The sequence below is a fragment of the Methanoregula sp. genome, assembly GCA_041645435.1.
GTDB lineage: Archaea > Halobacteriota > Methanomicrobia > Methanomicrobiales > Methanospirillaceae > Methanoregula.
On sequence record JBAZQB010000004.1, the window covers coordinates 279667 to 303938 of the forward strand.

At 53.0% G+C, this 24272-nt stretch carries 17 protein-coding genes; 7 read left to right on the forward strand and 10 right to left on the reverse strand.

Annotated features, from left to right (window positions below):
• The first annotated feature begins 77 nt into the window (after positions 1-77).
• The 5 genes from WC593_10305 (at position 78) to WC593_10325 (ending at position 5597) form a co-directional block, all read left to right on the forward strand.
• Positions 78-1226: an LL-diaminopimelate aminotransferase gene (locus WC593_10305; GenBank protein MFA4825532.1), complete on the forward strand. Its 1149-nt coding sequence runs from the start codon at positions 78-80 to the stop codon at positions 1224-1226.
• Entirely contained in the window at positions 1223-2515 is a 1293-nt protein-coding gene (lysA, locus tag WC593_10310; protein MFA4825533.1) for a diaminopimelate decarboxylase, read from the forward strand. The genes WC593_10305 and lysA overlap by 4 nt, the downstream gene beginning before the upstream one ends.
• A 12-nt stretch (positions 2516-2527) precedes the next feature.
• On the forward strand, positions 2528-3829 hold the full coding sequence (locus WC593_10315) for a nucleic acid-binding protein (protein MFA4825534.1): 1302 nt from the start codon (positions 2528-2530) through the stop codon (positions 3827-3829).
• Between the two features lie 80 nt (positions 3830-3909).
• Entirely contained in the window at positions 3910-4887 is a 978-nt protein-coding gene (radA, locus tag WC593_10320; protein ID MFA4825535.1) for a DNA repair and recombination protein RadA, read from the forward strand.
• The gene (locus tag WC593_10325) at positions 4881-5597 is read left to right on the forward strand and encodes a phosphoglycolate phosphatase (protein MFA4825536.1); all 717 of its coding nucleotides are present in this window, start codon (positions 4881-4883) and stop codon (positions 5595-5597) included. The genes radA and WC593_10325 overlap by 7 nt, the downstream gene beginning before the upstream one ends.
• Here WC593_10325 and WC593_10330 read toward each other — a convergent pair.
• The 3 genes from WC593_10330 to WC593_10340 form a co-directional block, all read right to left on the reverse strand.
• The gene (locus WC593_10330; GenBank protein MFA4825537.1) at positions 5561-5815 is read right to left on the reverse strand and encodes a PRC-barrel domain-containing protein; all 255 of its coding nucleotides are present in this window, start codon (positions 5813-5815) and stop codon (positions 5561-5563) included. The two genes, WC593_10325 and WC593_10330, sit on opposite strands and share 37 nt — an antisense overlap.
• Positions 5816-5903: 88 nt before the next feature.
• Entirely contained in the window at positions 5904-6113 is a 210-nt protein-coding gene (locus WC593_10335; GenBank protein MFA4825538.1) for a histone, read from the reverse strand.
• Between the two features lie 52 nt (positions 6114-6165).
• A complete protein-coding gene (locus WC593_10340) occupies positions 6166-7047 on the reverse strand; it encodes a CBS domain-containing protein (GenBank protein MFA4825539.1) in 882 nt (293 codons plus the stop codon).
• Positions 7048-7093: 46 nt separating this feature from the next.
• On the opposite strand from WC593_10340, the gene WC593_10345 reads away from it, so the two are divergent.
• Positions 7094-8191 carry a GTPase gene (locus WC593_10345; protein MFA4825540.1) on the forward strand — a complete coding sequence of 366 codons (1098 nt, stop codon included), beginning with the start codon at positions 7094-7096 and terminating at the stop codon, positions 8189-8191.
• A gap of 283 nt (positions 8192-8474) precedes the next feature.
• Here WC593_10345 and WC593_10350 read toward each other — a convergent pair whose 3' ends face one another.
• Entirely contained in the window at positions 8475-9368 is an 894-nt protein-coding gene (locus tag WC593_10350; GenBank protein ID MFA4825541.1) for a presenilin family intramembrane aspartyl protease PSH, read from the reverse strand.
• A gap of 390 nt (positions 9369-9758) precedes the next feature.
• Here WC593_10350 and fen point away from each other — a divergent pair, with 390 nt between their 5' ends.
• Positions 9759-10760: a flap endonuclease-1 gene (gene fen, locus WC593_10355; protein MFA4825542.1), complete on the forward strand. Its 1002-nt coding sequence runs from the start codon at positions 9759-9761 to the stop codon at positions 10758-10760.
• Positions 10761-10802: 42 nt separating this feature from the next.
• Here the strand turns inward: fen and WC593_10360 are convergent, their stop codons facing one another.
• The 6 genes from WC593_10360 to WC593_10385 form a co-directional block, all read right to left on the reverse strand.
• Entirely contained in the window at positions 10803-12035 is a 1233-nt protein-coding gene (locus WC593_10360) for a PAS domain S-box protein (GenBank protein ID MFA4825543.1), read from the reverse strand.
• A 195-nt stretch (positions 12036-12230) separates the two neighbouring features.
• Positions 12231-13325 (reverse strand): PAS domain S-box protein, encoded by a 1095-nt coding sequence (locus tag WC593_10365; protein MFA4825544.1) that lies wholly within the window; start codon positions 13323-13325, stop codon positions 12231-12233.
• 16 nt (positions 13326-13341) lie between these two features.
• Complete coding sequence (locus WC593_10370; GenBank protein MFA4825545.1) at positions 13342-14274, reverse strand: response regulator; 933 nt, start codon at positions 14272-14274, stop codon at positions 13342-13344.
• 264 nt (positions 14275-14538) lie between these two features.
• Complete coding sequence (locus WC593_10375) at positions 14539-15564, reverse strand: response regulator (protein MFA4825546.1); 1026 nt, start codon at positions 15562-15564, stop codon at positions 14539-14541.
• Positions 15565-15744: 180 nt separating this feature from the next.
• Positions 15745-17928 (reverse strand): CHASE4 domain-containing protein, encoded by a 2184-nt coding sequence (locus WC593_10380; protein ID MFA4825547.1) that lies wholly within the window; start codon positions 17926-17928, stop codon positions 15745-15747.
• Positions 17929-18178: 250 nt separating this feature from the next.
• Positions 18179-24178 (reverse strand): PAS domain S-box protein, encoded by a 6000-nt coding sequence (locus WC593_10385; GenBank protein ID MFA4825548.1) that lies wholly within the window; start codon positions 24176-24178, stop codon positions 18179-18181.
• Positions 24179-24272 lie beyond the last annotated feature (94 nt).

Consider the following 24272-nt stretch of genomic DNA (forward strand, 5'->3'; position numbering starts at 1 on the left):
TTCACCCGCGGGAAGGTGCGGGAGAATGTGCTTTTAGAGTTAATTACTATACGTCAGACTGCCAAAATTAGGTACTTATGTACGCATCACGCATGAGCAATCTCCCGCCGTATCTTTTTGCACGGATCGACGAGATGAAAGCCGAACAGCAGAAAAAAGGTGTAGACATCATCGACCTCGGTGTAGGAGATCCGGATCTCGCTACCCCGCCCCATATCGTAGCCTCACTCTGCGAGGCCGCAAAGAACCCGGAGAACCACCACTACCCGTCATACGTGGGTATGCCCGCGTACCGGAGCGCTGTTGCCGACTGGTACAAGCAGCGGTTCGGCGTTACGCTTGATGCCGGGAAAGAAGTTGTTGCCCTGATGGGTTCCAAGGACGGTATTGCCCATATTGCCGAGGCGTTTGTCAACCCCGGCGACTATGTGCTTGCCCCGAGTCCTGGTTACCCGGTGTACCGGACCGGGACCCTCTTTGCCGAGGGACGGGTGCACGAGATGCCCCTCATAAGGAAGAACAACTTTGTTCCCGTGCTTGCGGATATCCCAAAAGCAGTAGCCAAAGCAGCAAAGATCATCTACATCAATTATCCCAACAACCCGACCGCAGCAATAGCCCCGGACGGGTTTTACCGCGAGGTTGTGGACTTTGCTGCCGATAACAATATCGTCGTCGTCTCGGACAATGCGTACTCCGAGATCGCATTCGATGGGTACCGGGCTCCTTCGTTCCTTGAGACAAAGGGTGCCATGGATGTGGGTATCGAGATGCACTCGCTCTCGAAGACCTACAACATGACCGGCTGGCGGATCGGCATGGCAGTCGGTAATGCAGAGATCCTTGCCGGGCTCGGCCGGGTCAAGACCAACGTGGACTCCGGGGTCTTCAACGCGGTGCAGCACGCGGCAATCACCGCACTGCGCGGATCGCAGGACTGCGTGAAAGAAGCCTGCGCCATCTACCAGGAACGCCGCGATGTGCTGATCGCCGGCCTGCGGGGTCTCGGGTTCGATGTGCCCTCACCCAAGGCAACCTTCTATGTCTGGGTCCCGGTCAACGACTGCATGGCATTTTCGGCAAAACTGCTCAATGAAGCCGGCATCGTTGCAACCCCCGGCGTAGGCTTTGGCGCCAGCGGCGAAGGCTATGTGCGGTTTGCCATCACCCGCCCGGTAACACGGATCAACGAGGCAATCGAACGCATGCGGAGGCTGAACCTGTGAAACTCGCTCACCATCTCACGGTCCAGAACGGTCACCTGAAGATCAACGGGCAGGACTGCGTTGCCCTTGCAGAGCAGTACGGAACGCCGCTGTACGTCACCAGCGAGGACCGGGTTATCGAGCAGTTCGAAAGCTACAGGAAAGCTTTCGGTGCCCGCTACCCGAAGGTCCAGGTGCTCTTTGCAGCAAAAGCCAACGGCAACCTCGCGATAATGCGGGCACTTGCAAAACTCGGGGCGGGAGCAGATATCTTCTCATCCGGAGAACTCCATCTCGCGCTCGAAGCTGGTATGGCACCGGAAAAACTGCTCTTCAATGGCAGTTCCAAGACCCCGGCTGACCTGAAACTTGCGGTTGAAAAAGGCGTGAAAGTCTCGGTGGATTCTCTCGACGAACTCCACCAGCTCGATGCCGCGGCACGTGCCGCAGGAAAGACCGTTAAGATCGCGTTCCGGGTCAACCCGGCGCTCGAAGTCCCCACCCACCCGAAGATCGCCACCGGCCTTGCCACGAGCAAGTTCGGCATCCCCCACAAGGAGATTCCCGCGGCATACCGGGAAGCCATGGCATGCAAAAACATTCAGCCCGTGGGGATTCACTGCCATATCGGCTCACAGATCCTCGATATCGAACCCTTTGTCCGCGCTGCTGAAGTGATGGTGCGGATCGCAAAGGAGCTCACCAACATGGGGGTGAAACTCGAGTTCATCGATCTCGGCGGAGGTCTCGGAATTCCGTACCACCACGATACCGATCTGTCACCGTCCCCGGAAGACTATGCTGCAAAAGTCATTCCCGTCTTCAAAGCCGGCGTAGAAGCCTGCGGTATCACCCCGGAACTCTGGATCGAGCCCGGCCGCTCGCTTGTTGCCGATTCCACGATCCTGCTCACCCGGGTCAATTCGACAAAATCGGCACACAAGCGGTTTGCCAACGTTGATGCTGGTTTCAACCTGCTCATCCGGCCTGCAATGTATGACGCGTATCACGAGGTCATTGTCGCCAACAAGGCCGATGCCCCCCTTATCATGGAATACACCGTCACCGGCCCTATTTGCGAGACCGGGGATATCCTTGCGCCCGACCGCAAACTCCCGGAACTTGCAGCCGGTGACATCATCGCGGTGCTCGATGCCGGTGCCTATGGGTTTGCGATGTCGTCACAGTACAACAGCCGCCCGCGTTGCCCCGAGGTATTGATCAAGGGGGAGCAGGCGGGACTCATGCGCAGGGGCGAAACGGTTGCAGATATCACCGCCACTATGGAACGTCCGTCCTGGCAGCGGTAGGCGGAGATATTCGTGGTCCTCTTTCACTACGCGCTGGTCGATGACCTGATCACGACAGAGGAGTTCGAACGGCGCGTAGATGCAAAGATCGAGGAATGCGGCGACCTGGTCGATGAACCGACTGCCGCCATGCTGGTGATCGGCGAACTGGGCCGGCAGCATGTGAAGATCAAGGGGCTGTCAGGAAAGTCCAGCCTCTTCTCTTTTTTCGGAAAAGTCATTGACAAAACAGAACCCAAGGAGTTTGACCGGGCTGATGGTGAGAAGGGCTGGGTAGCCACCCTGCTCCTGGGTGACGAGACGGGAACCACTCGGGTGGTGCTCTGGGACGAAAAGGCGGGAGCGGCAATTGATGTGGCGATTGGCGATGTGCTGGAGATCATCGGTCGTCACCCGGGAAAGAACACAAAAGAGATCTATGCCCTTGCCCTGCGCCAGGCAAGCTGCGAGATCTCCTGCACCCTGCCGGCACAGGGGACGGGTGCAGGCAGCCTCTCCAATGAACCGGTGGATCTCGATGCAATCGTGATCTGCATCAACGAGCCCCGCTCGTTCACCCGCCGGGACGGGACTACCAGCGAGATGGTGGAAGCGGTGATCGGGGATGACAAGGGTTCGGCCCGGCTTGTTGCATGGGCTCCGGAACTGCTGTGCGATATCGCTCCCGGCACAACGGTGCATATCAGCGGCGCAAAACCCAACCATAAGAGCGAGGGACGGGATTACAGCCTGGATGAGACAAGCACAGTCATGGTAACAGATACAGTAGTTTCCGTGCCGTTCACACCGCTTGGCTCTGTGAGCGACCAGGGTATTTTCTCTGTCAAGGGACAGGTGAAACAGATGCAGCAGCCCCGTTCCTTCACCACAAAGAACGGCACTGCTTCATGGGTAAGAAATATCGTCGTGAGTGACGAAGGCGAGGAACTCAAACTGGTTCTCTGGGGGGATTTCGCTCTCGTGCCATTAAAGATGGGTGACCGGGTGGAGGCCTACCATGCAACCGCCAAAGCCGGGCGGTTCGGGGGTATTGAACTGGGCGTGGGACGGGGCAGCGCATTCCGGGTGCCGGATGAAGCGGCACAGCCCATTATTTTTTCCGGCACTATCATTCATGGGCAGGGCTGCATATTCATCGATAATGGGACAGATCGCTACCTGATTGAGGGCAGTTTTCCGCACGGTACAGAACTCAGGGTATCAGGACTTCTCAAAGGGAGCCGGATTATTCCGGAGCAGGCAGAGTCGGTGGTTCTCACCCCTGATGAAATAATGGTGCATCTCCAGCGATTCAACGAGAGTCTCAAAGAATAAATCACACTTTCACACCACGCACTCCGCGGGGTTATATGCGAGTTTATAAAATCTTGTTGTGCCATAGGAGTTGTAAAGAAATGGCTGAAGGACCATTAAACATTGAAGATTTACCGGGCGTCGGCCCGAGCACCGCAGACAAGCTCCGCGAAGCTGGTTACCTCTCGGTGGAAAGTATCGCAACCGCATCGCCGGCTGAACTCTCTGAAGTCTCGGAGATCTCCGAGTCAACCGCAAAAAAGATCATCAAGGCAGCCCGTGAAGCTGCAGATATCGGCGGTTTCAAGACCGGAAAAGACATTTTCGAACAGCGAAAGGATATCAAAAAACTGTCCTTCCGGGTCCCGGAACTTGACGCCCTGCTGGGCGGGGGTATGGAGACTCAGGCCATCACCGAGATGTACGGTGAGTTTGGTTCCGGTAAGAGTCAGATCGTTCACCAGATGGCCGTCAACGTGCAGCTTCCCACAGAACTGGGCGGGCTGGACGGGAGCGCCATCTACATCGATACGGAGAATACCTTCCGACCCGAGCGTATCGAACAGATGGTGAACGGTCTTGGTCTGGATAATATCCCGGATGTTGATGAATTTTTAAAAAATATCCATATTGCCCGGGCCCACACATCCGACCACCAGATGCTCCTTGTCGAGAACTCCCGCGATCTTGCGGCTGAACTCAAGGACAGCGATAAACCGGTAAAACTCTTCATCATCGACTCGCTCACTGCCCATTTCCGGGCAGAATATGCCGGCAGGGGCACCCTTGCCGCCCGCCAGCAGAAACTGAACCGGCATATGCATGAACTCTTCAAGCTCATCGATGAGCACAACGGCGTCGGGCTCGTTACCAACCAGGTCATGTCCAACCCGGCAGTCTTCTTCGGTGACCCGACAAAACCCATCGGAGGTAACATTGTCGGGCACACGGCTACCTTCCGTCTCTACCTGCGCAAGAGCAAAGGCGGCAAACGTATTGCACGTCTCGTGGACAGTCCCAACCTTCCCGAGGGAGAAGCACCGTTCATTGTTGAAGAGGCAGGTCTCAAGTCGTGTTAAAAGCAGTCCTGACAGATATTGACGGGACGATCACCGATTCGTCCCGCCGGATCAATACCGGCGCAGTCGATACTATCAGGTCTCTTGTGGATGACGGCATCGAAGTGGTACTGGCGAGCGGGAATACCTCCTGCTTCATGGATGCTATCTGCAAAATGATCGGTACCCACGGGACCTTCATCGCCGAGAACGGGGGTGTCTTCCGGGTCGGGTTCACCGGCACCCCCCGCATTCAGGGGAACCAGGGGGTATGCCATACTGCACTGGAAGTATTACAGGCGCATTACCGCACGAAGGGAATCGAACTGGATCTCTACAGCCCCTCCTATCGTTATGCCGATCTGGCATTTGGCCGTACCGTACCTGTCGATGAAGTGAAAATGCTCTTAAAAGAATACCCGGTAAATGTGCTCGATACCGGGTATGCGATCCACCTGCAGTCTCCCGGCGTGGATAAGGGAACTGCCCTTATTGCACTGGCACAGGAGATGCACCTGTCACCATCTGATTTTCTTGCCGTCGGGGATTCGCTCAATGATATCCAGATGCTGGCTACTGCCGGCATAGGTGCAACCGTTGCAAATGGCCATAAGGATATCAAGGCAGCGGCACAGTATGTTGCAGAAAAAGGATATGGAGACGGATTTGTAGAAGTGATTGAAAAATATGAGTCCTACCTTCGCGCCGCAAAACGGTCGACAACAATATAGTCCTTGATATCCTTGACCGCTTCAAACGAAATCTTCAGGATTTTATCATCTTCCATGTCATAATTTGCAGTGTCAAAGGTCTGGTCAGGGTGGACGAGCATCTCGACAACCTGCCCGGAATCAAAGTCGACCCTGATGTTTTTGAGGGTGCCAATAAGCTTACCATCGTTGCTCATAATCTTCTTGCGCGAAAGGGTGCGGGCAAATACACGAGTCATAAAAAAATTGACGACGTATAAATATTTAAACTGTTCTAAAAGAACGGGAAAAAAAGAGTTATTTTTTAGATTAATCACCTGATTATGGTCATTTGAACATATCAGCAGCCATTCTGATGTCCGATCCACGCATGGTTTTTCTGCCTGCGTGGTCTGACATCTTCTTTGCCTCTTTTGCAAGGAAGGTCCCGTATTCTTCCATCAGCTCTGCCAGCGTTTCGCAGGCGTCAGCACTGACACGCTCGGCACCGGTCTTTTTTATAATTCGTTCAACTGCAGCCTGGGATAATTCAGTCATGGATACTTCTCCACCCATACAATTTCATTCAAAATATCTAAATATATTGTATTTAGAGCGTGGGAAATACCCTGATAATATCAGACTGGGTGATAATGCCAACAGGAGTCCCGTTCTCAACAACGATCAAACGCCCGATCTCCCGTTCCTTGAACCTGCGGATTACATCAAAAAGCCGGGTATCTGCAGGGGCTTCCACGACATCAGATGTCATCACCTCAGTCACTTTTGTAGTAAGGGGCAGATTCTTTTCAATGGATTTTGCGAGATCACTCATGGTGATAATTCCCGCCAGCTTCCCGTCTTTAAGTATCGGGGCACCGTGAATATGTTCGTGATTAAAAAGAACCAGAGCATCATGGAGCGTGTCGGTGCAGGTCAGGGTTTTTAACGGACAACTCATGTAGGTGCTGATCGGTTTCTTGGGAAGTGAGATGATTTCTGAAGTAGCAATGAGTAGAGATTGTTTGGACTCGTCTTTCCCGAATACCTCCCCCCGGATCAGGAGCTTGTTGACCGGTGTCGGACCGACCGTGACCTGATCACCGATCTCAAAGAGTTTTGCGCTCCCGACAAGTTTGATCACCGCATGGCAGACATCAGGATGGCAGAGGGTGTTAAACGCGATCTCGTGGACATTTGCCCCATTGACTACAACCCCGTTTTTACTGATCGCGACATCATAATCGCCTTCTTCGGATACCTTCAGGTTGAGTTCCCGGTAGGCAAGACCTGTGGGAATGTACCCCCCTTTTGGGCCGGGTACGCCATCCACCAGTCCGATTGCTTTTAATGCCTGCATCTGGTTGCGCACAGTCCCCGGGTTGCGCTGGATGAGGTCAGCGATCTCTTCGCCTTTAATGGAGTGGGAATGCCGGTGATAGAGAGTGATTAACGTAATAAGAATATCTTTTTGGATCAGGGACAGGTCCATAACGATATACCGTATGACGGTCCATAAATATATAGGTAGGCGATTTATGGAATTTGAAACAATGCCGACGGTGCCAACTGCGGACGAGATCCTCGACCGGAGTTTCCGCCGTGCAGCTAAAAAGATGAAGGAGAAGACCAACAAGGAGCGCGCGAACGAAGAGTTCGTCCGGGCTGTTGGTGCAGCGGTTCACGATCGCCTTGTCTATATCATACGGGGATTTCCCGAATTTGATAAACTCCCCCCGTTTTACCGGGAACTGGCTGATATCCTCTACGGGATTGAAAAAATAAAAATGTCCCTTGGTGCTGTTGGCTGGGCAGCCAAGCATACCAAGATGGTGGGAAACCAGCTGGCAGTGCAGTCCCGCAAGGCTGCCGATACCCTCATTGTGCGTAAGCGGGCGGTAGCCCGGCTCGCGTCCATGGTGCACCAGATTGACAAGGACCTGCTCTTCTTAAATGAAGTAAGAAATGTCCTGCGCCACCTTCCCCATGTCGAGGAAGGATATACTATCGTTATTGCAGGATACCCCAATGTCGGGAAATCCTCGTTTATCAAGCGGGTCTCATCAGCTGCCCCGGAAGTGGCAGCGTACCCGTTCACCACGAAAGGGGTTATTGTCGGTCACCGGGATCTCCCGCGGGAACGGATCCAGTTCGTGGATACACCGGGCATTCTTGATCGCCCGGCAGACGAACGCAACCAGATCGAGCGCCAGGCACTCTCTGCGATGATGAATGTCGCAGATATTGTTCTTTTCATTCTCGATCCATCGGAGCACTGTGGCTATCCCATGGATGTCCAGCTCCACCTGCGCGATGAAGTCAAAGGCATGGTGGATGTGCCCATGATTGTCGTGGCCAATAAGTCCGACCTTGTTGGTGGGGAAGGTTACCTGACGATGTCAACCAAGACCGGAGACGGTGTCGAGGCAGTTCTCGCAGAGATCCTGACACACAAGCCGGAACCGGTGGAAAAGAAGAGAACGGTTACGGATATCCGGTCTCCTATCCGGCATGAAGCCGAAGAGACCGAGATGGAAGAAGATTTCGACAATGGGACGGTCAAAAAACCCAAACGAAAACGGCTGCACCGGAAGCCCCGTACCGATCGTGCGGGAATAAATCCCGAGACCGTCTGATTCCTCTTTTTATATACCTTTAAGAAAGGGTGTAAACAAATTGAGTTCACCCAGTAATTCCTGAAAAAGCATCAATAATAACAATTGTGAGGAGACCCCGCCTCAGGGCCTGCTATGGATATCTCATATCCACGAGTCCCTGTGGTTCGACTGCCATGAATACTCTCCGAGGTACGGTGGGGGAATGAGTGTCATTATTATGGTCGTTAAAACCGCCGCGGGGGCGTCCCTTCGGGGGCGGCAGCGTTCATCATAAAGAAATTTGATAGGTAGTTACAATTCTTCACAACCATGTCATAGCGGCCAACCCCGCGACAAAACCGAGAATAGTCCCCCCATTCAATGGCGGGAGTCCGGCCTGGGGTTTTCCGGACATGACAAAATACAAAAGCACGCAGAGACCGGCCAGCGAACCGATGATTGCGCCGAGCGCGGGAAGATTGATGATTCCACCCAGTCTTGCTCCTTTAATGAATACATTGGCTGATACTACGAGTATGGAGGGCATAATCAGGTCGCCCATGCCGATGATGAACGCGGACCTCTCCCCGCCATCGCCGAGTTTCCCGATACCTTCCCTGATGAACGAGTAGTCCCGGCGCTTGGGGATAACAAAGAGGATCGGGGTCTTGAGATCGATCACTCCTTCGGCAAGGGTGATCATGTGTTTGGTCTTGTACACCGAGATCGCATCGTACACCGCGAGCAGGATGAGCAGGATGACAACCGGAAGCACATCTAAGGATACCCCGAAGATTGAGGCGACCCCGGCGCCTATCAGGATGCCGAGCGCATCGATCACGTACCATTCCGGGTATTTGTACAGGAGCGCTGTTGCGAGTATCGAGAGGACCAGCACAAGGATATTGGCAATGTCTGAAACCCCTATTGCCGCATAGACAAGGGCGGCAAAAATATACGCAAATGTCAAAAACAGCGAGAGCCCGATGACTGCTGCGATCACTTTCTTCATATCGAATTTGATCAGGAGCAGCAGGAATGCGGTAAAGACCAGCAGGATTGCGATAAAGATGACCGGGTTTTCAAGGGAGGTGGGATCTTCAAATGCAACGATCCCTGATGCCTGCACCGGCAGGGAGATCAGCAATGCGCCGATCTCCACGGCAAGGAGCAGGAGCGGCATTGCAAGAAGGGGGATGAGATTTTTTGTGTCCATGCGAACTCCGAAACTGTTGTTCGATTAATTACTGTGCTCTCATCACCTAAAAGCTTAGATATCCGTGATCTGCTGTCGATTTCCCGTTCACGTTCGTAATGGTAGGATCCCCCCGCTCTCATCCCCTGGTGCTGGCCTGACCCTGGGATTGCCGTTGCCGCATGTCTCGTGATGCTCGTGCAGGAGCGGGCTGTTTATCTCCATTTTTGTCAAGGTCTCTAACCTTGAAAACCCCATGTTCCCCTGCAAACGGATGCTCCGCACCAATCCCGAAACAATCTCTATGTGCGTGCGGGAAAAATGACCCGGCAGTCTCTTATCCTGACAAACCCGGCGCCGAATATGCTAAACGTGCGTACAAATAACGTATGTACTATCAGGTGAACAGGGATGGGCGTTGCACTTCGGGATATTCTGGCAGAGTATAAGACACCGGTCACGTTAGAGACCATTCCCGGTATTGCGGCTATCGATGCGAACAACACCCTCTACCAGTTCTTAACCATCATACGGCAGCCGGACGGGACTCCCCTGATGGACGGGCGCGGGCGGGTCACCTCACACCTCTCCGGCATTCTGTTCCGTATTGCAAATTTCATGGACAAGGGGATCAAGCCGGTCTTTGTCTTTGACGGAAAACCCGGAGAACTCAAGCAGTCTACTGTTGACCAGCGCCGCAAGATCCGCGATACCGCGGGGGAACGCTGGAAGGAAGCGGTCGAACGCGGGGATGAGGCAGAGGCGTACAAGCAGGCGCGATCGGCAACCCGGGTGGATGCCGCTATCATTGCGTCTTCCAAGGAACTGCTCGGCCTGCTGGGCATCCCGTTCGTGCAGGCACCGGGTGAGGGCGAAGCGCAGGCATCCTACATGGTGGCTAAAGGTGATGCCCGGTACGTGGTGTCGCAGGATTATGATACGCTGCTGTTCGGTGCCCCTACCCTTGTACGGAATCTCACCGTAAGTGGCAAGCGCAAGATCCGGGGCAGGCTGATCACCGTCAGCCCGGAGCGGCTGGTCCTCTCTGAAGTGCTCAACGGCCTGCACCTCACCCGCGAGCAGCTGATCGAGATCAGCATCCTTATCGGTACGGATTTCAACCCGGGCGTTGACGGGGTTGGCGCAAAGACCGGCCTCAAGATCGTGCAGAAGGGAGAGTTTGTTCAGAAACTCAAAGAGAAGCAGCCGGACTTCGATCCAGCCCCGGTGATGGACCTCTTTCTGCACCCCCCGGTGACGGATGATTATTCGCTTGCCTGGGGGCACCCCGACACAGCGGGAATAAAAAAGATGCTCTGCGATGGCTATGAATTCTCGGAAGAGCGGGTGAACCGTGCGCTTGAGAACTTCACGGTAAAGGCCGGGCAGAAGACGCTGGAGAGCTGGTTTTAGCCATTTTTAATGGTGTCTGAAATAAGGTTGGCAGGGGATTGCTCACGCCGTTTCATGCCCGACAAGCTGGTACTCCCGGACCTGCCCGTTGCTGTCGAAAATCGCCCGGGTGTACCAGTGCAGGTTCCGCGCTGCTCCATCCGGAAGAATCACCCGGCAGGTGATCGAGGCCGACGGGTTTTCTGGAGACAAGCTCGCAAGATGCTGGAAAAACCGCTCTGCATCGTCAGGATGAACCGGAGGGGTAAACCGGAATCCGATCGTGTCTTTTGCGTCACGGTTGAAAAACCGGAGGAATGCAGTATTTGCCGATACGCAGATCCAGTCCGGGCCTGTACGGTACACGAGTTCTGCCGGGTCCTCGACCATTGCCGCAAAGCGCTGCTCGCTCTCCCGCAGGGCTTCTTCTGCATGAACGCGATCGGTGATGTCGATCATCACCCCGACAAACCCGGCTACACTTCCGTCGCTGTTATTGAATGTGGCTTTCCTGAATATGACCTCCCGCAGATGATGATCGGCACAGGGAAATTTTGCCTGGTATACCTGGATTCCTCTCCGGTTCATCAACTGGGAATCCCGCTCTCCGGTCATAACCGCAATATCGGAGGAGAAGAGATCCGCATCGGTCTTTCCAGCCATTTCCTGTTTTGGAATGCCGGTATACTCTTCGAAGGCTTTGTTGCAGCCAAGGTACACTCCTTTCGAATTTTTATAATACACCGGTGCGGGTATAGTATCGATCAGCTGCTGGAGAAATTCCAGCTGCTGCTGTAAGGAGATGGTGCGGGTGGTTACACACTCTTTGAGTTCTTTATTGAGTTTCTTTAAGTATTCCTCGCTCTCCCGGAGCTTTTTATCAACCACAAACTTGTAACGGGTCATTTCGATGACTGACAGGAGTTCCCGTTCATCATAGGGCTTGATAAGATACCCATACGGTTCGGTAAGTTTTGCCCGGTCAAGCAGTACCTTGTCAGCGTATGCCGTGAGATAGATGAGCGGGATATCACAGACCTTGTGAAGTTCTTCTGCGGTCTGGATACCGTCTAATTTCCCCATAAGATGGATGTCCATGATCACGAGATCGGGTTTGGTCTCCGGTACTTTTACCATCGCGTTCTCACCCGATCGGGTTGTTCCGGCAATGCTGTAACCCAGGCTCTTTAAGGTCTCAGCAATATCGCTTGCAACAATCACTTCGTCTTCAACAATGAAAATCCGGAAATCCGTCATGATCCCTTCCTGTTTTCGGCCGTGGGTAAGGTGCTGCACACTGCATCTCCTGAATCTCACCGGAAACCGGAATATGACCGATAGACTTTTTTTGGTTATGCAGTGAAGTTGGTTGCTTTCCTGATCCAGGTATGCAGCAGGTAATATTCAGATATGGTGTATACAATAAAAACATATTTCCCATAACGGTCCGACCGGATTCTTCCCTGCCATACGTTCTTACGGTAAATCTCCTTACTCAACCCACCCGTTCAGTACGATCCTGCCCACGAACGGGTTATTGGACAGGTTGCTCATGATCCCTTTGATGATACAGAATGTCCCGTCACTCTTCTCGAATTTCAGGCGGATCGTTTTTGCCATGCCGGGATGCACGAGGATTTCGGAGAGAACCTGTTTTGCCTGCTGCCAGTCGTTTAAGCTGATGTGATCGAAAAATGATTTTTTCAGGTTCTCGTGTGGCAGGTAACCAATAGCGTGTCTGAATGACGGGCTTGTCTGGGCGAAGGTTCCGTCGGGGTTCAGCATGACCACAATTTCAGAAGCATCCTCGATGAGCAACCGGAAATACTCTGCATTGTTCTTCACCTGCTCTTCTGCCTGTTTTCGTGCCGTTATATTCCGGATACTGACAGCATACTTTTCCAGGACCGCCTTTTTGTTATAGACCGGGTAGACTGTCACGTCATACCAGATGCCGTTGAACTGGTCCTCAAAGTTCAGGCGTCTTTCCCCCCGCACGATCAGCTGCCAGCAGGCCATCTTCGGCGTGAGTAATTTTTGTCCAACCAGAGCATAGGCACTGGTGCCAATCAGCTCATCGGGAGACATCCCGGCATACTCGGCAAACGCCTCGTTGACTACCAGGAATTTCCCGTCTGCGCTGAGCAGGTACAGGAAATCCTGCGTTGCGTTCACCATCACCCGGGTCGTTTCTTCACTGTCCCGCAACCGGCGTTCCAACCGGTGTTTGTAGATTGCCATCTCGATCGAGGAATGAAGCCCGCGTTCATCATAGGGTTTGATGACGTACCCGTACGGTTCGGTAATCTTTGCCCGGTCAAGCAGCGTTTTGTCTGCATACGCGGTGAGGTAGATGACCGGGATATCGTACAGGGAATGGATTTGACCTGCTGCTTCAATGCCATCCATTGCACCGGCAAGATGGATATCCATGAGCACCAGGTCCGGCCGGGTATCAGCCAGTTTTTCAAGGGCTGTCTCCCCGGATTTAACCATACCGGCCACAGAATAGCCAAGGCTGATTAACGTCTCCTTGATGTCATTTGCTACAATTGTTTCATCTTCGACAATGAGGATTGACGACATCGTGGTCCCAGGAGTATCAGTGGTACCCCAATGCCGCCCCGAGCAGGTTTGTCGTTATGCGCAATGCCTCGATCTCGTCTGCCGAACGGGTTCTCTCCGCGAGATCGAAAAACCCTATGAAACCCCAGAGATTGTCATGGATGAAAATGGGAAGGATAATCCCGCACTTCACGCCAAGCAACACGAACAGCTGTTTTTCTTCTTCAGGAAGAACGGACATGGTTGCCACTATGACTTCGCCTTTCATGAGCTGGTCATGCCAGCGGGAGAGCCCGAGAGCCTTGTAGGTGAACTGTTTCAGTTCCGGTTTGTAGAGTGAGCATTGGTAGGCGGGGCATCCCCATTCATAGATCATGCTGACCGTTTCTAAACCCGCGGGATCGGTGTTTTCCCGGAAGATCCCGATTGCCCCTGCATCCAGCGCAAGGCCGATGGGTTCGAGGATATCCCGGATATCTGCGGTAGCAAAATCGCGGGGCAGGCGGGTCGTATCGCGGGAGATACGGAGGAGCCATTCGACAGCGGAACTCACGGCAAAGAGAACCGCGTCCCGTTTCTTGATCTCGTGCTCGATCTGGTGCTTGTAGAGTGCCATCTCGATAACCGAGTTGAGTTCCCGCTCGTCATAGGGTTTGATGACGTACCCGTACGGTTCGGTCACCTTGGCCCGGTCGAGCAGCGCCTTATCTGCATATGCAGTGAGGTAAATGACCGGGATATCGTAGAGTACGTGGATTTTTCCCGCGGTTTCGACCCCGTCCATCTGGGTGGCGAGGTGGATATCCATGAGAACGAGATCAGGCCGGAGTTCTTTTACCTTTTCAAGCGCGATCTCTCCGGATTTCGCAATGCCTAAAACAGCGTATCCCAGGCTTTTCAAGGTCTCCTTGATATCGTTGGCTACAATGGCCTCATCTTCCACAATGAATATGGCCGGTTTTTCCATCATGAACCCCTTGTGTAATCGTTCTTCTGATTATCCTGATAACAGTTCCGATATATTATGCGTATTTCTCCTGTCCGGATCGGTCAACATCCCTCATCTTTCCTCCGGCAGGTGGTTGTGCATGTGCGTCTTTAACCGGTCCAGGCATTCCGGCTCACTCCCGGTTAAAAGAGTCTTTTATCAATGCATATCCCGGTGCGCGGCGCAGATTTGACGGATAGCGGGAACATCCTCGACAAGCCGTGTGATGTCCATCATGTACGTCCTTCATCTTCTCCCGATCTCCGGTTCTGGCATTTCATCGGGAACCTCCCGGTAGTGACGGATGAGGAAACGCCGTACTTTTTCGGACTCAACCCAGCCACGATCGAGATGGTCAACAAGGGTGTTAATCAGCTCGATCTGTTCCAGGATCTGCTTCCGGTTCTGGGAACAGTCAAGGTGTACATATCCCAGTATTGCCTGGAGCGGGTTTCTGATCTGGTCGTTTAAGATCTGGAACCGCTCCATATTCAGCTCGAGCTGGGTTATTCCTTCCTTCTTAAGGTGCTCCTCTATTTTCTTATGGTCGGTAATATCGTGATACTGGATAAAAATACGGGGATTTTCGCCCGCCATTCCATCAATAAGCATAAGGGAGATCTCAAACCACTCATCTCCTGTCTTTTCCTCAAAACGGACAGGCCGGCCGGAACTGAGGAGCTCTTTTATCCTGGATTCTAACGAGGTAAACATGCCCTTCCGGTCAAACCGGACAGGTGATTCATCCACGTTCAGGATTGAATTTTCTTTCAGCCGATGCGCCATGGCATCGTTGAAGGCGATGATCTGCTGGTTGCGATCCAGAAGCATGACTGCGTCGGGAATGGCATTGGCGAGGATTCGGATCGTGCGTTCATTCTCGTGTGCCCGCTCCTCCATCCGGTATTTGTAGAGTGCCATCTCAATGGCTGAATGCAGCTCGCGATCATCAAAGGGTTTGAGGATATAACCATACGGCTCGGTGACTTTTGCCCGCCCGAGGGTGATATCATCCACATGGGCCGTGAGAAAAATGACCGGTATGTGATATAGAGTCCGGATCTGCTCTGCCGTATCGATACCGTCAAGGGTGCCGGCAAGGTGGATATCCATGAGCACCAGATCGGGATGGATTCCTTTTAAGATTTCCAGGGCAGATTCACCCGATTGGGTAACCCCGGCTATTGAATACCCCTGATCTTTTAACGTCTGGCGGATATCCTCAGCTTCGATGAGCTCATCTTCGACAATGAAGATGGATGCCTGTTCCATGGATTGACTCCTTGTTATTTAGTCAATGAATGACGATACATCCAGATAATTGTTGCTCCATACTTAAGACAAAACCTGCCCTGTGACGTTAAGGATGTGCATGCAGTGGTATCGTACTGCCTGATCTCCTGCTTCATGCAGCCGGTGATTCCGGTATACCCCTGTTTTTATCTCTGCCCGTCACCCGGTTTTGCTGGCAGGGTTCTTCTGTATTTCAATAATAAAAGTCGTTCCCTCCCCGGTGCCGAGATCGATGGTGCCGTTCAGCTGATCGACAAGGCTGTTCACCAGCCGGAGACCAAGGGATTCTGTGTTCTTCCAGTCAAGCCCGGCGGGCATGCCGACCCCGTTGTCGTTATAGACAAAGCGGAGCCTGTTTCCCTCCAGCAGGAGACATTCGATGGATATCGCTCCTTTCCTTCCCTCCGGGAAAGCATGTTTGAGTGAGTTGGATACCAGTTCGTTCATCATAAGCCCGACAGGAATTACCGTATCGATATCCGCCATGATGTCCCCCATGGCCACCGTGATGGCGATCTGGTGCTGCGGGATGTTGTAGAACGAGAGGATTTGTTTTGTTAAATAGGCCAGGTATTCTCTGAGGTTGATCTCCGCAATATTGGGGGAGCGGTAAATCCTCTCGTGGACAAGGGCCATTGCCCGCACCCGGCTCTGGCTGTCCTTGATCGATTCCAGCACGTTGGGATCGGTGATGTACCGGGACTGGAGATTTAAGAGGCTGGCAATAATCTGGAGATTGTTCTTGACCCGGTGGTGGATCTCGCGGAGCAGGAGTTCTTTTTCCCCTAATGAGCGGGTGATCTCCTGCTCTGCCCGCATCCGTGCTGCTATCTCGGCATTCAGCTGCCCGTTGGCTTTGCTCAGGGCTTCTGTCCGTTCGGCAACCCGTTTTTCCAGTTCTTCGTTTGCATGCCGTATCGCCTCTTCAGCCTTTTTCAGAGAGAAAATATCCGTAAGTACGTTGAGACTGGCAGGTTTGCCTTCGTATTTGATCATAGCACCGTTGACAAGAACGGGGTGGTAGGTCCCGTCCCGTGCTGCGATCTTCATCTCGTAGGGGGGGAACTCCTCCCCTGCCATCCGCTGTGCTATTGCCTGCCGTACGGTGTCATGGTATTCCGGGGCTATGAACATGAGTGCCGGTTTGCCGATGAGCATCGCCACATCGTACCCCATGTGTGAAGCTGCTGCCGGGTTGACATAGAGCAGGATACCGTCGCGGTGGACGATGACATAATCCGGGAGCTGATCGATGAGGGTGCGGTACCGCTCCTCACTTTCCAGGAGTTCGGTACGGGACTCGGCAAGCCGGGAAAACACGGGATCGATCTCCAGCGCGAGCCGGGCGAGCTCGTCTTCACGGTTGCTGCTGTTTGCTCCCTGGTGGTTCCCGGTCTCCTTGTTCTTCCGCACCGTACTGATGATGGCATTGAGACGGGAGAGAACGATCCGGTCTATGAACAGCAGGACAAACAGGATGATGAAAACTCCTGCTCCCAGCAGGCTCATGAGAAAGATAAAAATCGTATCCCGTCCGGCGTGGTAGAGCGTGCGGTGTTCGGTAACCTTTACATAAAATCCTTCAGGATTCTGCAGGTCGTTCACATGGATATATCCGGAAATGGTATCATAGGTTTCTGGTACAACTGCCACCGGTGAAGACGAAGTGATGAGGGATACCACACCGGCAAGCGATGGGTTTCTTTTAATTTCCTGTGACGGAATGATGGTGACCGAATATCCCGCCCGGGTAGTAAGATCTGCTAAGTAGTGGCGGTCAATCCTGCGCACGATCTGCAGGCTTCCTGAGGCCGGCCCTTCAAAAGTATCATTGAGAACCGAGTGGGTTGAGATGATGAAAAGGCCATCCGGGCTGTCGAAGACCCCGTGGATTCCCTCCGTGGAATTCATAATACCCTCCGCGATATTCCGGTTCCGGATATCGTTCACGAGGGATACCGGCACCGCCTCGAACATATGTGAACCGGAATTATACCCCCTCTCAAAAACGAGCTGATTTGTACTGTTGAATACCAGCACATAGTCGACATCGAACCGGGTGAAATAATCCTCTACCATGTTCTGGTCGATCCAGCCCGGGTTCTGGCCCTGTGCAAACCGGTAGGTTTCCGACCATACCGCATAATCGCGGGTGATCGAATCGGTATGTTTCAGATCGCTCTCAAAGGAGCTGACCGTACTCTCCAGGGCCCGGTGGACTTCCTGTCTTTCCAGCTGGCGGTAACTCTGTTCCATGGAAAGGTACGAAAAAACAGCAACGAGAGTAAAGGTGACGATCAGCGCAATGCCGATTCCCAGGAGCAGTTTACTTCTCAGGTTCATTGGAACACACAGAAATCCGGCTTACCCGTGACTAGTAGTGCCTCTTTTTATTTGAACTTAATTATATCCCTCATATACTTTTATATCCCCCCGTGTGCGGAATACTGCCTATGAAAGAGATCCCCCTGAGACGGATAGCGCGAAATTTGTGATCAGGTCCTGTGACTGCATTTCCCTGCTGTATATCCTGTCTGCTGCTATCCACTGCCGGCCCTCAGAGGATTGCAGTGGTGATGGGGGCTGCACCCCTTCATGAGGGAGCAGGATCCTGCTTCTGCTGGATTGTTATAATAAACGTTGTTCCCTCCCCTGTGCTGCCTTCGATGGTACCGTTCAGTTGATCGACAAGGCTGTTCACCAGCCGGAGGCCAAGGGTTTCTGAGGTCTTCCAGTCAAACCCGGCGGGCATGCCGATCCCGTTGTCACTGTAGACAAAACGGAGCCTGTTCCCTTCCTGCGGGGTACATTCGATGGATATTGTACCTTTTCTCCCCTCGGGAAAAGCATGTTTAAGCGAGTTGGATACCAGTTCATTCAGGATAAGCCCCACCGGAATGATGGTATCGATATCTGACAGGATATCATCCATGGTCACCATGATCCCGATCTGGTGCTGCGGGATGTTGTAGAACTGTAATATCTGTTTTGTTAAGAAGGTCAGGTACTCTTTGAGATTAATCTCTGCAATATTGTGGGAACGGTAAATCCGCTCGTGAACCAAAGCCATTGCCCGCACCCGGCTCTGGCTGTCTTTTATCGAGTCCAGCACGTTGGGATCGGTGATGGTCCGGGACTGGAGATTTAAGAGGCTTGCAATGATCTGGAGATTGTTCTTCACCCGGTGGTGGATCTCCCGGAGCAGGAGTTCTTTTTCTTCTAAGGAACGGGTGATCTCCTGCTCGGCTTTCGTTCGCGCCGCGATCTCGGTTGTCAGCTGTTCATTTGCCTTTACCAGGTCTTCGGTCCGCTCTGTCACCCGCTTCTCGAGATCCTCCTTTGCATCCCGTATTGTCTCTTCAGCCTGCTTTAAGGTAGTGATATCCGTAAGCACGTTAAGATCCGCCGGCCTGCCTCTGTAAATAATCATTGAACCATTGACAAGGACCGTACGGTAGGTTCCGTCCTGTGCAGCAATCTTCAACTCATACGAGGGAAGTTCCTTGCCTGCCATCCGCAGGGAAACAGCCTGCCGCATGGTATCGTGATACTCCGGGGCTATGAAGGGGAGGATCGGTTTGCCGGTGAGCGAGTCCGCATCATATCCCATCCGGGCTGCTGCTGCAGGATTGACGTAGAGCAGGATGCCATCGCGGTGGACGATCACGTAATCCGGGAGCTTGTCGACGAGGGTACGGTACCGCTCCTCGCTCTCTTTGAGTGACTGCTGGGCATGGGTAAACACCGTGATATCTTCCAGTGTTTCAACCGCACCGATAACCGTGCCGTCATTATCAATGATAGAAGCAGCAATGGTATGCAGCCATTTCCCGTCTTTCCCCACCCGGGGATAAAAATCGGTCACCTCGTAGGCGCCTTCAACAAGTTCCGATTTTTTATACTTGTCACGGTAGAGCCGGGGGATCCTTTCCGTTGCCCCGTCCACTAACAGGTCGGAAAGACAGGGGCGCTCCTTTTCGTAGAACGCCATCCATTGCCGGGTTGTCCCGACGATATCGCGTGCCCTGATCCCGCTGGTCTCTTCAAGCGCTTTATTCCAGGAGATCACGCGATGATTCCGGTCGATAACGAATTTCGGTATCGGGGAACTCTGGAGAATGACGTTTAAGGTGGCTTCATTCTGCCGGAGTGCTTCTTCAGCCTTCTTCCTTTCCGTGATATCGTGAATGATCGAGTAAAAAAGGGGTTTTCCCTGTACCGTGATCGGGCCTGAATAGATCTCCACGTAGCGTTTTTCTCCGTCAGCCCGGTAATGGGAGGAGAAAAAATACTTCTCTTTCTGACCTTTTGCCTGTTTGAGGTTTCGGACAACCGTATCTTTCGGCAGCCGGTTGAGATCATAGATCCCCATGGCGGTCAGCTGATCGCGGGAATACCCGTAATACTGCACTGCCGCTCCGTTTGCATCGATGATCCTGCCAGTGTCCGGGTCGATGAGAAGCGAGACCGAGTAGTTGTTGGTAAAGAGGGCGCTGTACCGTGATTCGCTCTCCTTTAACTCCTGTTCAGCCAGCCTGCGATCCGTGATATCGTGAATGATCGAGTAAAAGTGTGGTTTTCCCTGTACTGTGATCGGGCCTGAATAGATCTCGACGTAGCGTTTTTCTCCGTCAGCCCGGTAATGGGAGGAGAAGAAATGCTTCTTTTTCTGACCTTTAGCCCGTATGAGGTTTTTGATTACCGTATCTTTCGGTAACCGGTTGAGATCATAGATCCCCATGGCGATCAGCTGATCGCGGGAATACCCGTAATACTGCACTGCCGCGTCATTTGCATCGATGATCCTGCCGGTGTCCGGGTCAATGAGAAGCGAGACCGAGTAGTTGTTGGTAAAGAGGGCGCTGTACCGCTCCTCGCTCTCCTTAAGATCCTGCCGGGCCATCACCAGCCGGGTGATATCTTCGAGAGTTTCTACCGCACCGATCAGGTTACCCCCGCTGTCGATTATGGGAGCAGCCATAAAATGGAGCCATTTCCCCCCCAATCCCAGGTGGGGGAAGAAATCAGTGACCTCAATAGCTCCCTCGACAATCTCTGATTTTTTCCATTTATCGGCGTACATCTCCGAAATCTTTTCAGGAGTGTTGTCAAGCAGCAGGTCGGCCAGGCAGGCGCGTTCTGCCGGGTAAAACGCTTTCCAGTGCAGGTTTGTCCCCAGCATTTCCCCTGCCGCAATACCGGTGGTACTTTCCAGGGCCTTGTTCCACGAGATTACCTGATGGCGATCGTCAATGACAAACATCGGGATCGGGGATGCCCGTATGATCGCATTCAGCTGCGTCTCGCTCTTCATGAGTGCCAGTTCTACCTGTTTACGGGCAGTAATATCCTGGATCAGGCCATCATATGCGATCAGGTTTCCGGCTTCGTCATAGCGGGGCACCAGGGTATTCATCACCCAGCGGACTTCCCCGTCTTTATGCACAATACGGTGTTCTATAGCTCCTGCCTCTTTCCCGGCAAGGATTTTTTCTGCCTGTGTGGTTACTGTTGCACGGTCTTCCTCAACCACCATGCGGAGCCATAAACCGGGGTCCCTGCTGAAATCCCGGGTGGAGTAACCGGTAACTGATTTGCAGCCCGGCCCGTGCAGGGTCTTGACAGCACGCCCGGCTTTAACCCGGACCGTAAAGACATAGTCGGTGACCGCTTCGAAAAGATGCCGGTACCGCTCCTCGCTCTGGCGGAGCGCTTCTTCTGCCTTTTTGTGCAGGGTGATGTCGCGTGCAGCGGCAAAGACTCCTTTGATTTTTCCCTGCTCGTCCCGGTAGACTGCTGCGTTATAGAGCACGGGTATGACATGTCCGTCTGTATGACGGATCTCCAGCGGGTAGTTTCGGACATGACCTTCGCGAAATACCTGTTCATATCCTTCGCTGGCTTTCTGCGGATTGGTAAAGTACCGGGAAAAGTCAGTACCGATGAGAGCCTCCCTTGATAATCCCGTGATCCGCTCGGTTGCCGTATTAACATCGGTGACTTTTCCCTCCGGGCTGATCGTGACGAGCGGGTCTGGGCTTGCTTCCAGCAGGCTGCGATTGTATGCACTGGCAACCCGGAGGGCCTCTTCCGCTGCCTTCTGGTCAGTGATGTCGATACTAATCCCGATCACGCGGGAAACTTCCCCTGCGTCATCATAGAATGCCTTCCCCTGTACAGACATCCACCGTATCTCACCGGAACTGTGCAGGATCCGGAACTGAGGGGTAAAGGGTGCATGACAGGCGATCGCGGCGTCCCGGTCAGATTCAACCGTATCAATATCATCCGGATGAACACGTTGTCGCCAGTCATCGTACGTCCGTATTGTTCCGGGACTCAGGCCATAATGGGCCTCAAGTTCGGGTGACCTGTGCAGATCTCCTGTTTTGACGATCCAGTCCCACATGCCGATGTTTCCGCTGGTCTGCGCAAGCCTCAGTCGCTCCTCGCTCTCTCGCAGCGCTCCCTCTATCCGCTTCCGTTCGGTGATGTCAGTAACCCCGGCGATTGCACCGAGATACTCCCCATCCTTTCCGGTTATCGGGCTGGTTTTTAGACGGGCAAAGATCGGGGTCCCGTCCTTTTTTAAGAATTCAAACTCATGTTGTTCCTTGATCCCTCTCTTCCTGCGTTTAATATTTACCTCGCAAATCTGCCTTCTCTCATCATCCATGAATTCACAGAGATTGCGGCCTTTCATCTCTTCGGCTGTATATCCGAGGATCTCTGCCATCTTCGGGTTTACATACGTAGTGAGTGCATCCTTGTCAATGACCCAGATACCTTCGTTGAGCGTTTCGACGAGCAGCCGGTATTTCTCCTCACTTTCCCAAAGTGCATCCTGTACCTTTTCCCTCTTGGTAATATCCCTGGCAATGGAGAGCGCAACCGTTCTTTTCCCTAACGGAAATATATGGGTGCTGACTTCAACCGGATAGGTACTCCGGTCTTTTCGCTGGTGCACGGATTCAAACGTAGCATGCCCGGTTTTTACCAGTAATGCCGTTACCTCCGGCATGAGTCTTCCCCCGGTTTCTTTCGGCACGATGTCCCGTGGCGACATGTCCAGGAGTTCCGTGCGGGTATATCCCAGCCAGCTGAGGGCAATATCGTTGACCAATATATACTTCCCGGGGCCTTCCGGGGTCAACTCGTGTAAAAATACTGCATCGTTTGCGTTGTTGAAGACTTCACGGAAGAGTTCCTCGCTTTCAACCAGCGTCTGCTGCGCCATTATTCGCTCCCGGTTTGTAAACGCAAGGGCGATCTGGTCAGCCAGCTGGCAGGCAAACGTACATTCATCCGGCTCCCAGTGGTGCAGTTTTTCAACATGCTCGAAGCAGATGAGCCCGATGTTCTTTCCTGAACTTCTCACAACCGCATCCAGCATCGAAGTTATCCGCAGGGGTTTGAGATAACCTTCGACATAGCCGGCAGTCCGGGGATCGGTCAACGGGTTATCTGCGTTAATGAACTTTTCTGACCTGAGTGCTTCGAATTCATTCCGGTACTCGCTTTCCTGAAGGATTATACCGGACGTATGTTTTTTGGGAGTTGATTCAAAGAGATCGATACATGACAGCCGGGTTTCCTGTTCGTCAAAGATCCAGACACCTGCCCGTTCTACCCCAAGCAGGGGTGCCGCCCGCTCTGTGATCATCCGCGCAAGGTCCTCAACCTCGCCCGAAGTGACGAGAGGAGATGCCGATATATCGGCAGTCACCTGCTGCTGGCTATGGCTGCGGGCAAGTGCGCTGCTTAATGAATCTTCCAGTTCTTTGCGCTGTGAGATGTCACGTACAACGGAGATCAGGCGCCAGGGATTGCCCCTGCGGTCCCGCATCAGGGACATGTGAGCTTCGAAAGGAAACACGCTTCCATCCTTCCTTACTCCATGATATCCCCCTATGGCCACTCCCGTTTTTACGATTAAAGCCAAAGCCTGACGGACACGCTCCCACTCCTCAGGTACAATAAAATCGGTGATTTTTCTTCCGATCGCTTCAGTCAGGTCTGATAACCCGAACATGGCGATACCGGCCGAAGAGCCCATCAGGATAGTACCGGAAAGATCCGTAATGGTGATGTTATCCGGGGAGGTATTGATGATCGCCCGGTAATACTCCTCGCTCTCATGGAGTGCTTTTTCTGCCCTCTTCTGCCCGGTGATATCGGTGGCAACAACGGTCAGGACATCCTTTCCGAAATACATTCCCTTGTAGAGGTGGACATCCTTGGGAAAGATCTCCCCGTTTTTGCGCCGGCCCCAGAACTCCAATTGCTGGGGCTCCCCTGCCAATGCCTGCCTTATTTTTTCGTTTATCAGGGAAAAATCATTGAGCCCCGGTGCTGCCAGAAATTCAGGGGTCCGGCCAATGAACTCCTCGCGTTTATACCCGTACATGGCACAGGCCCCGTCGTTCACCTCGACAAATCTTCCCTCGTGATCCTGGATATAGATGGCCTGCTGGATCGTGTTGAACAGACCGTGATAACTTTCCTCGCCCTCGCGGAGTGCTTCTGAAAGATCCTGTCCGGTCACTGTCGCGTTTTTCTTTTTAGGTTTACGGGGGGATTCACCGGATTTCATGATTCACACCAGAAAAAACAATACTGCGGTACGAGAAGGGCAGATTCTCTCTATTTCGAACGGATAATCACAATCCGATAGCTGCGGTATCAGT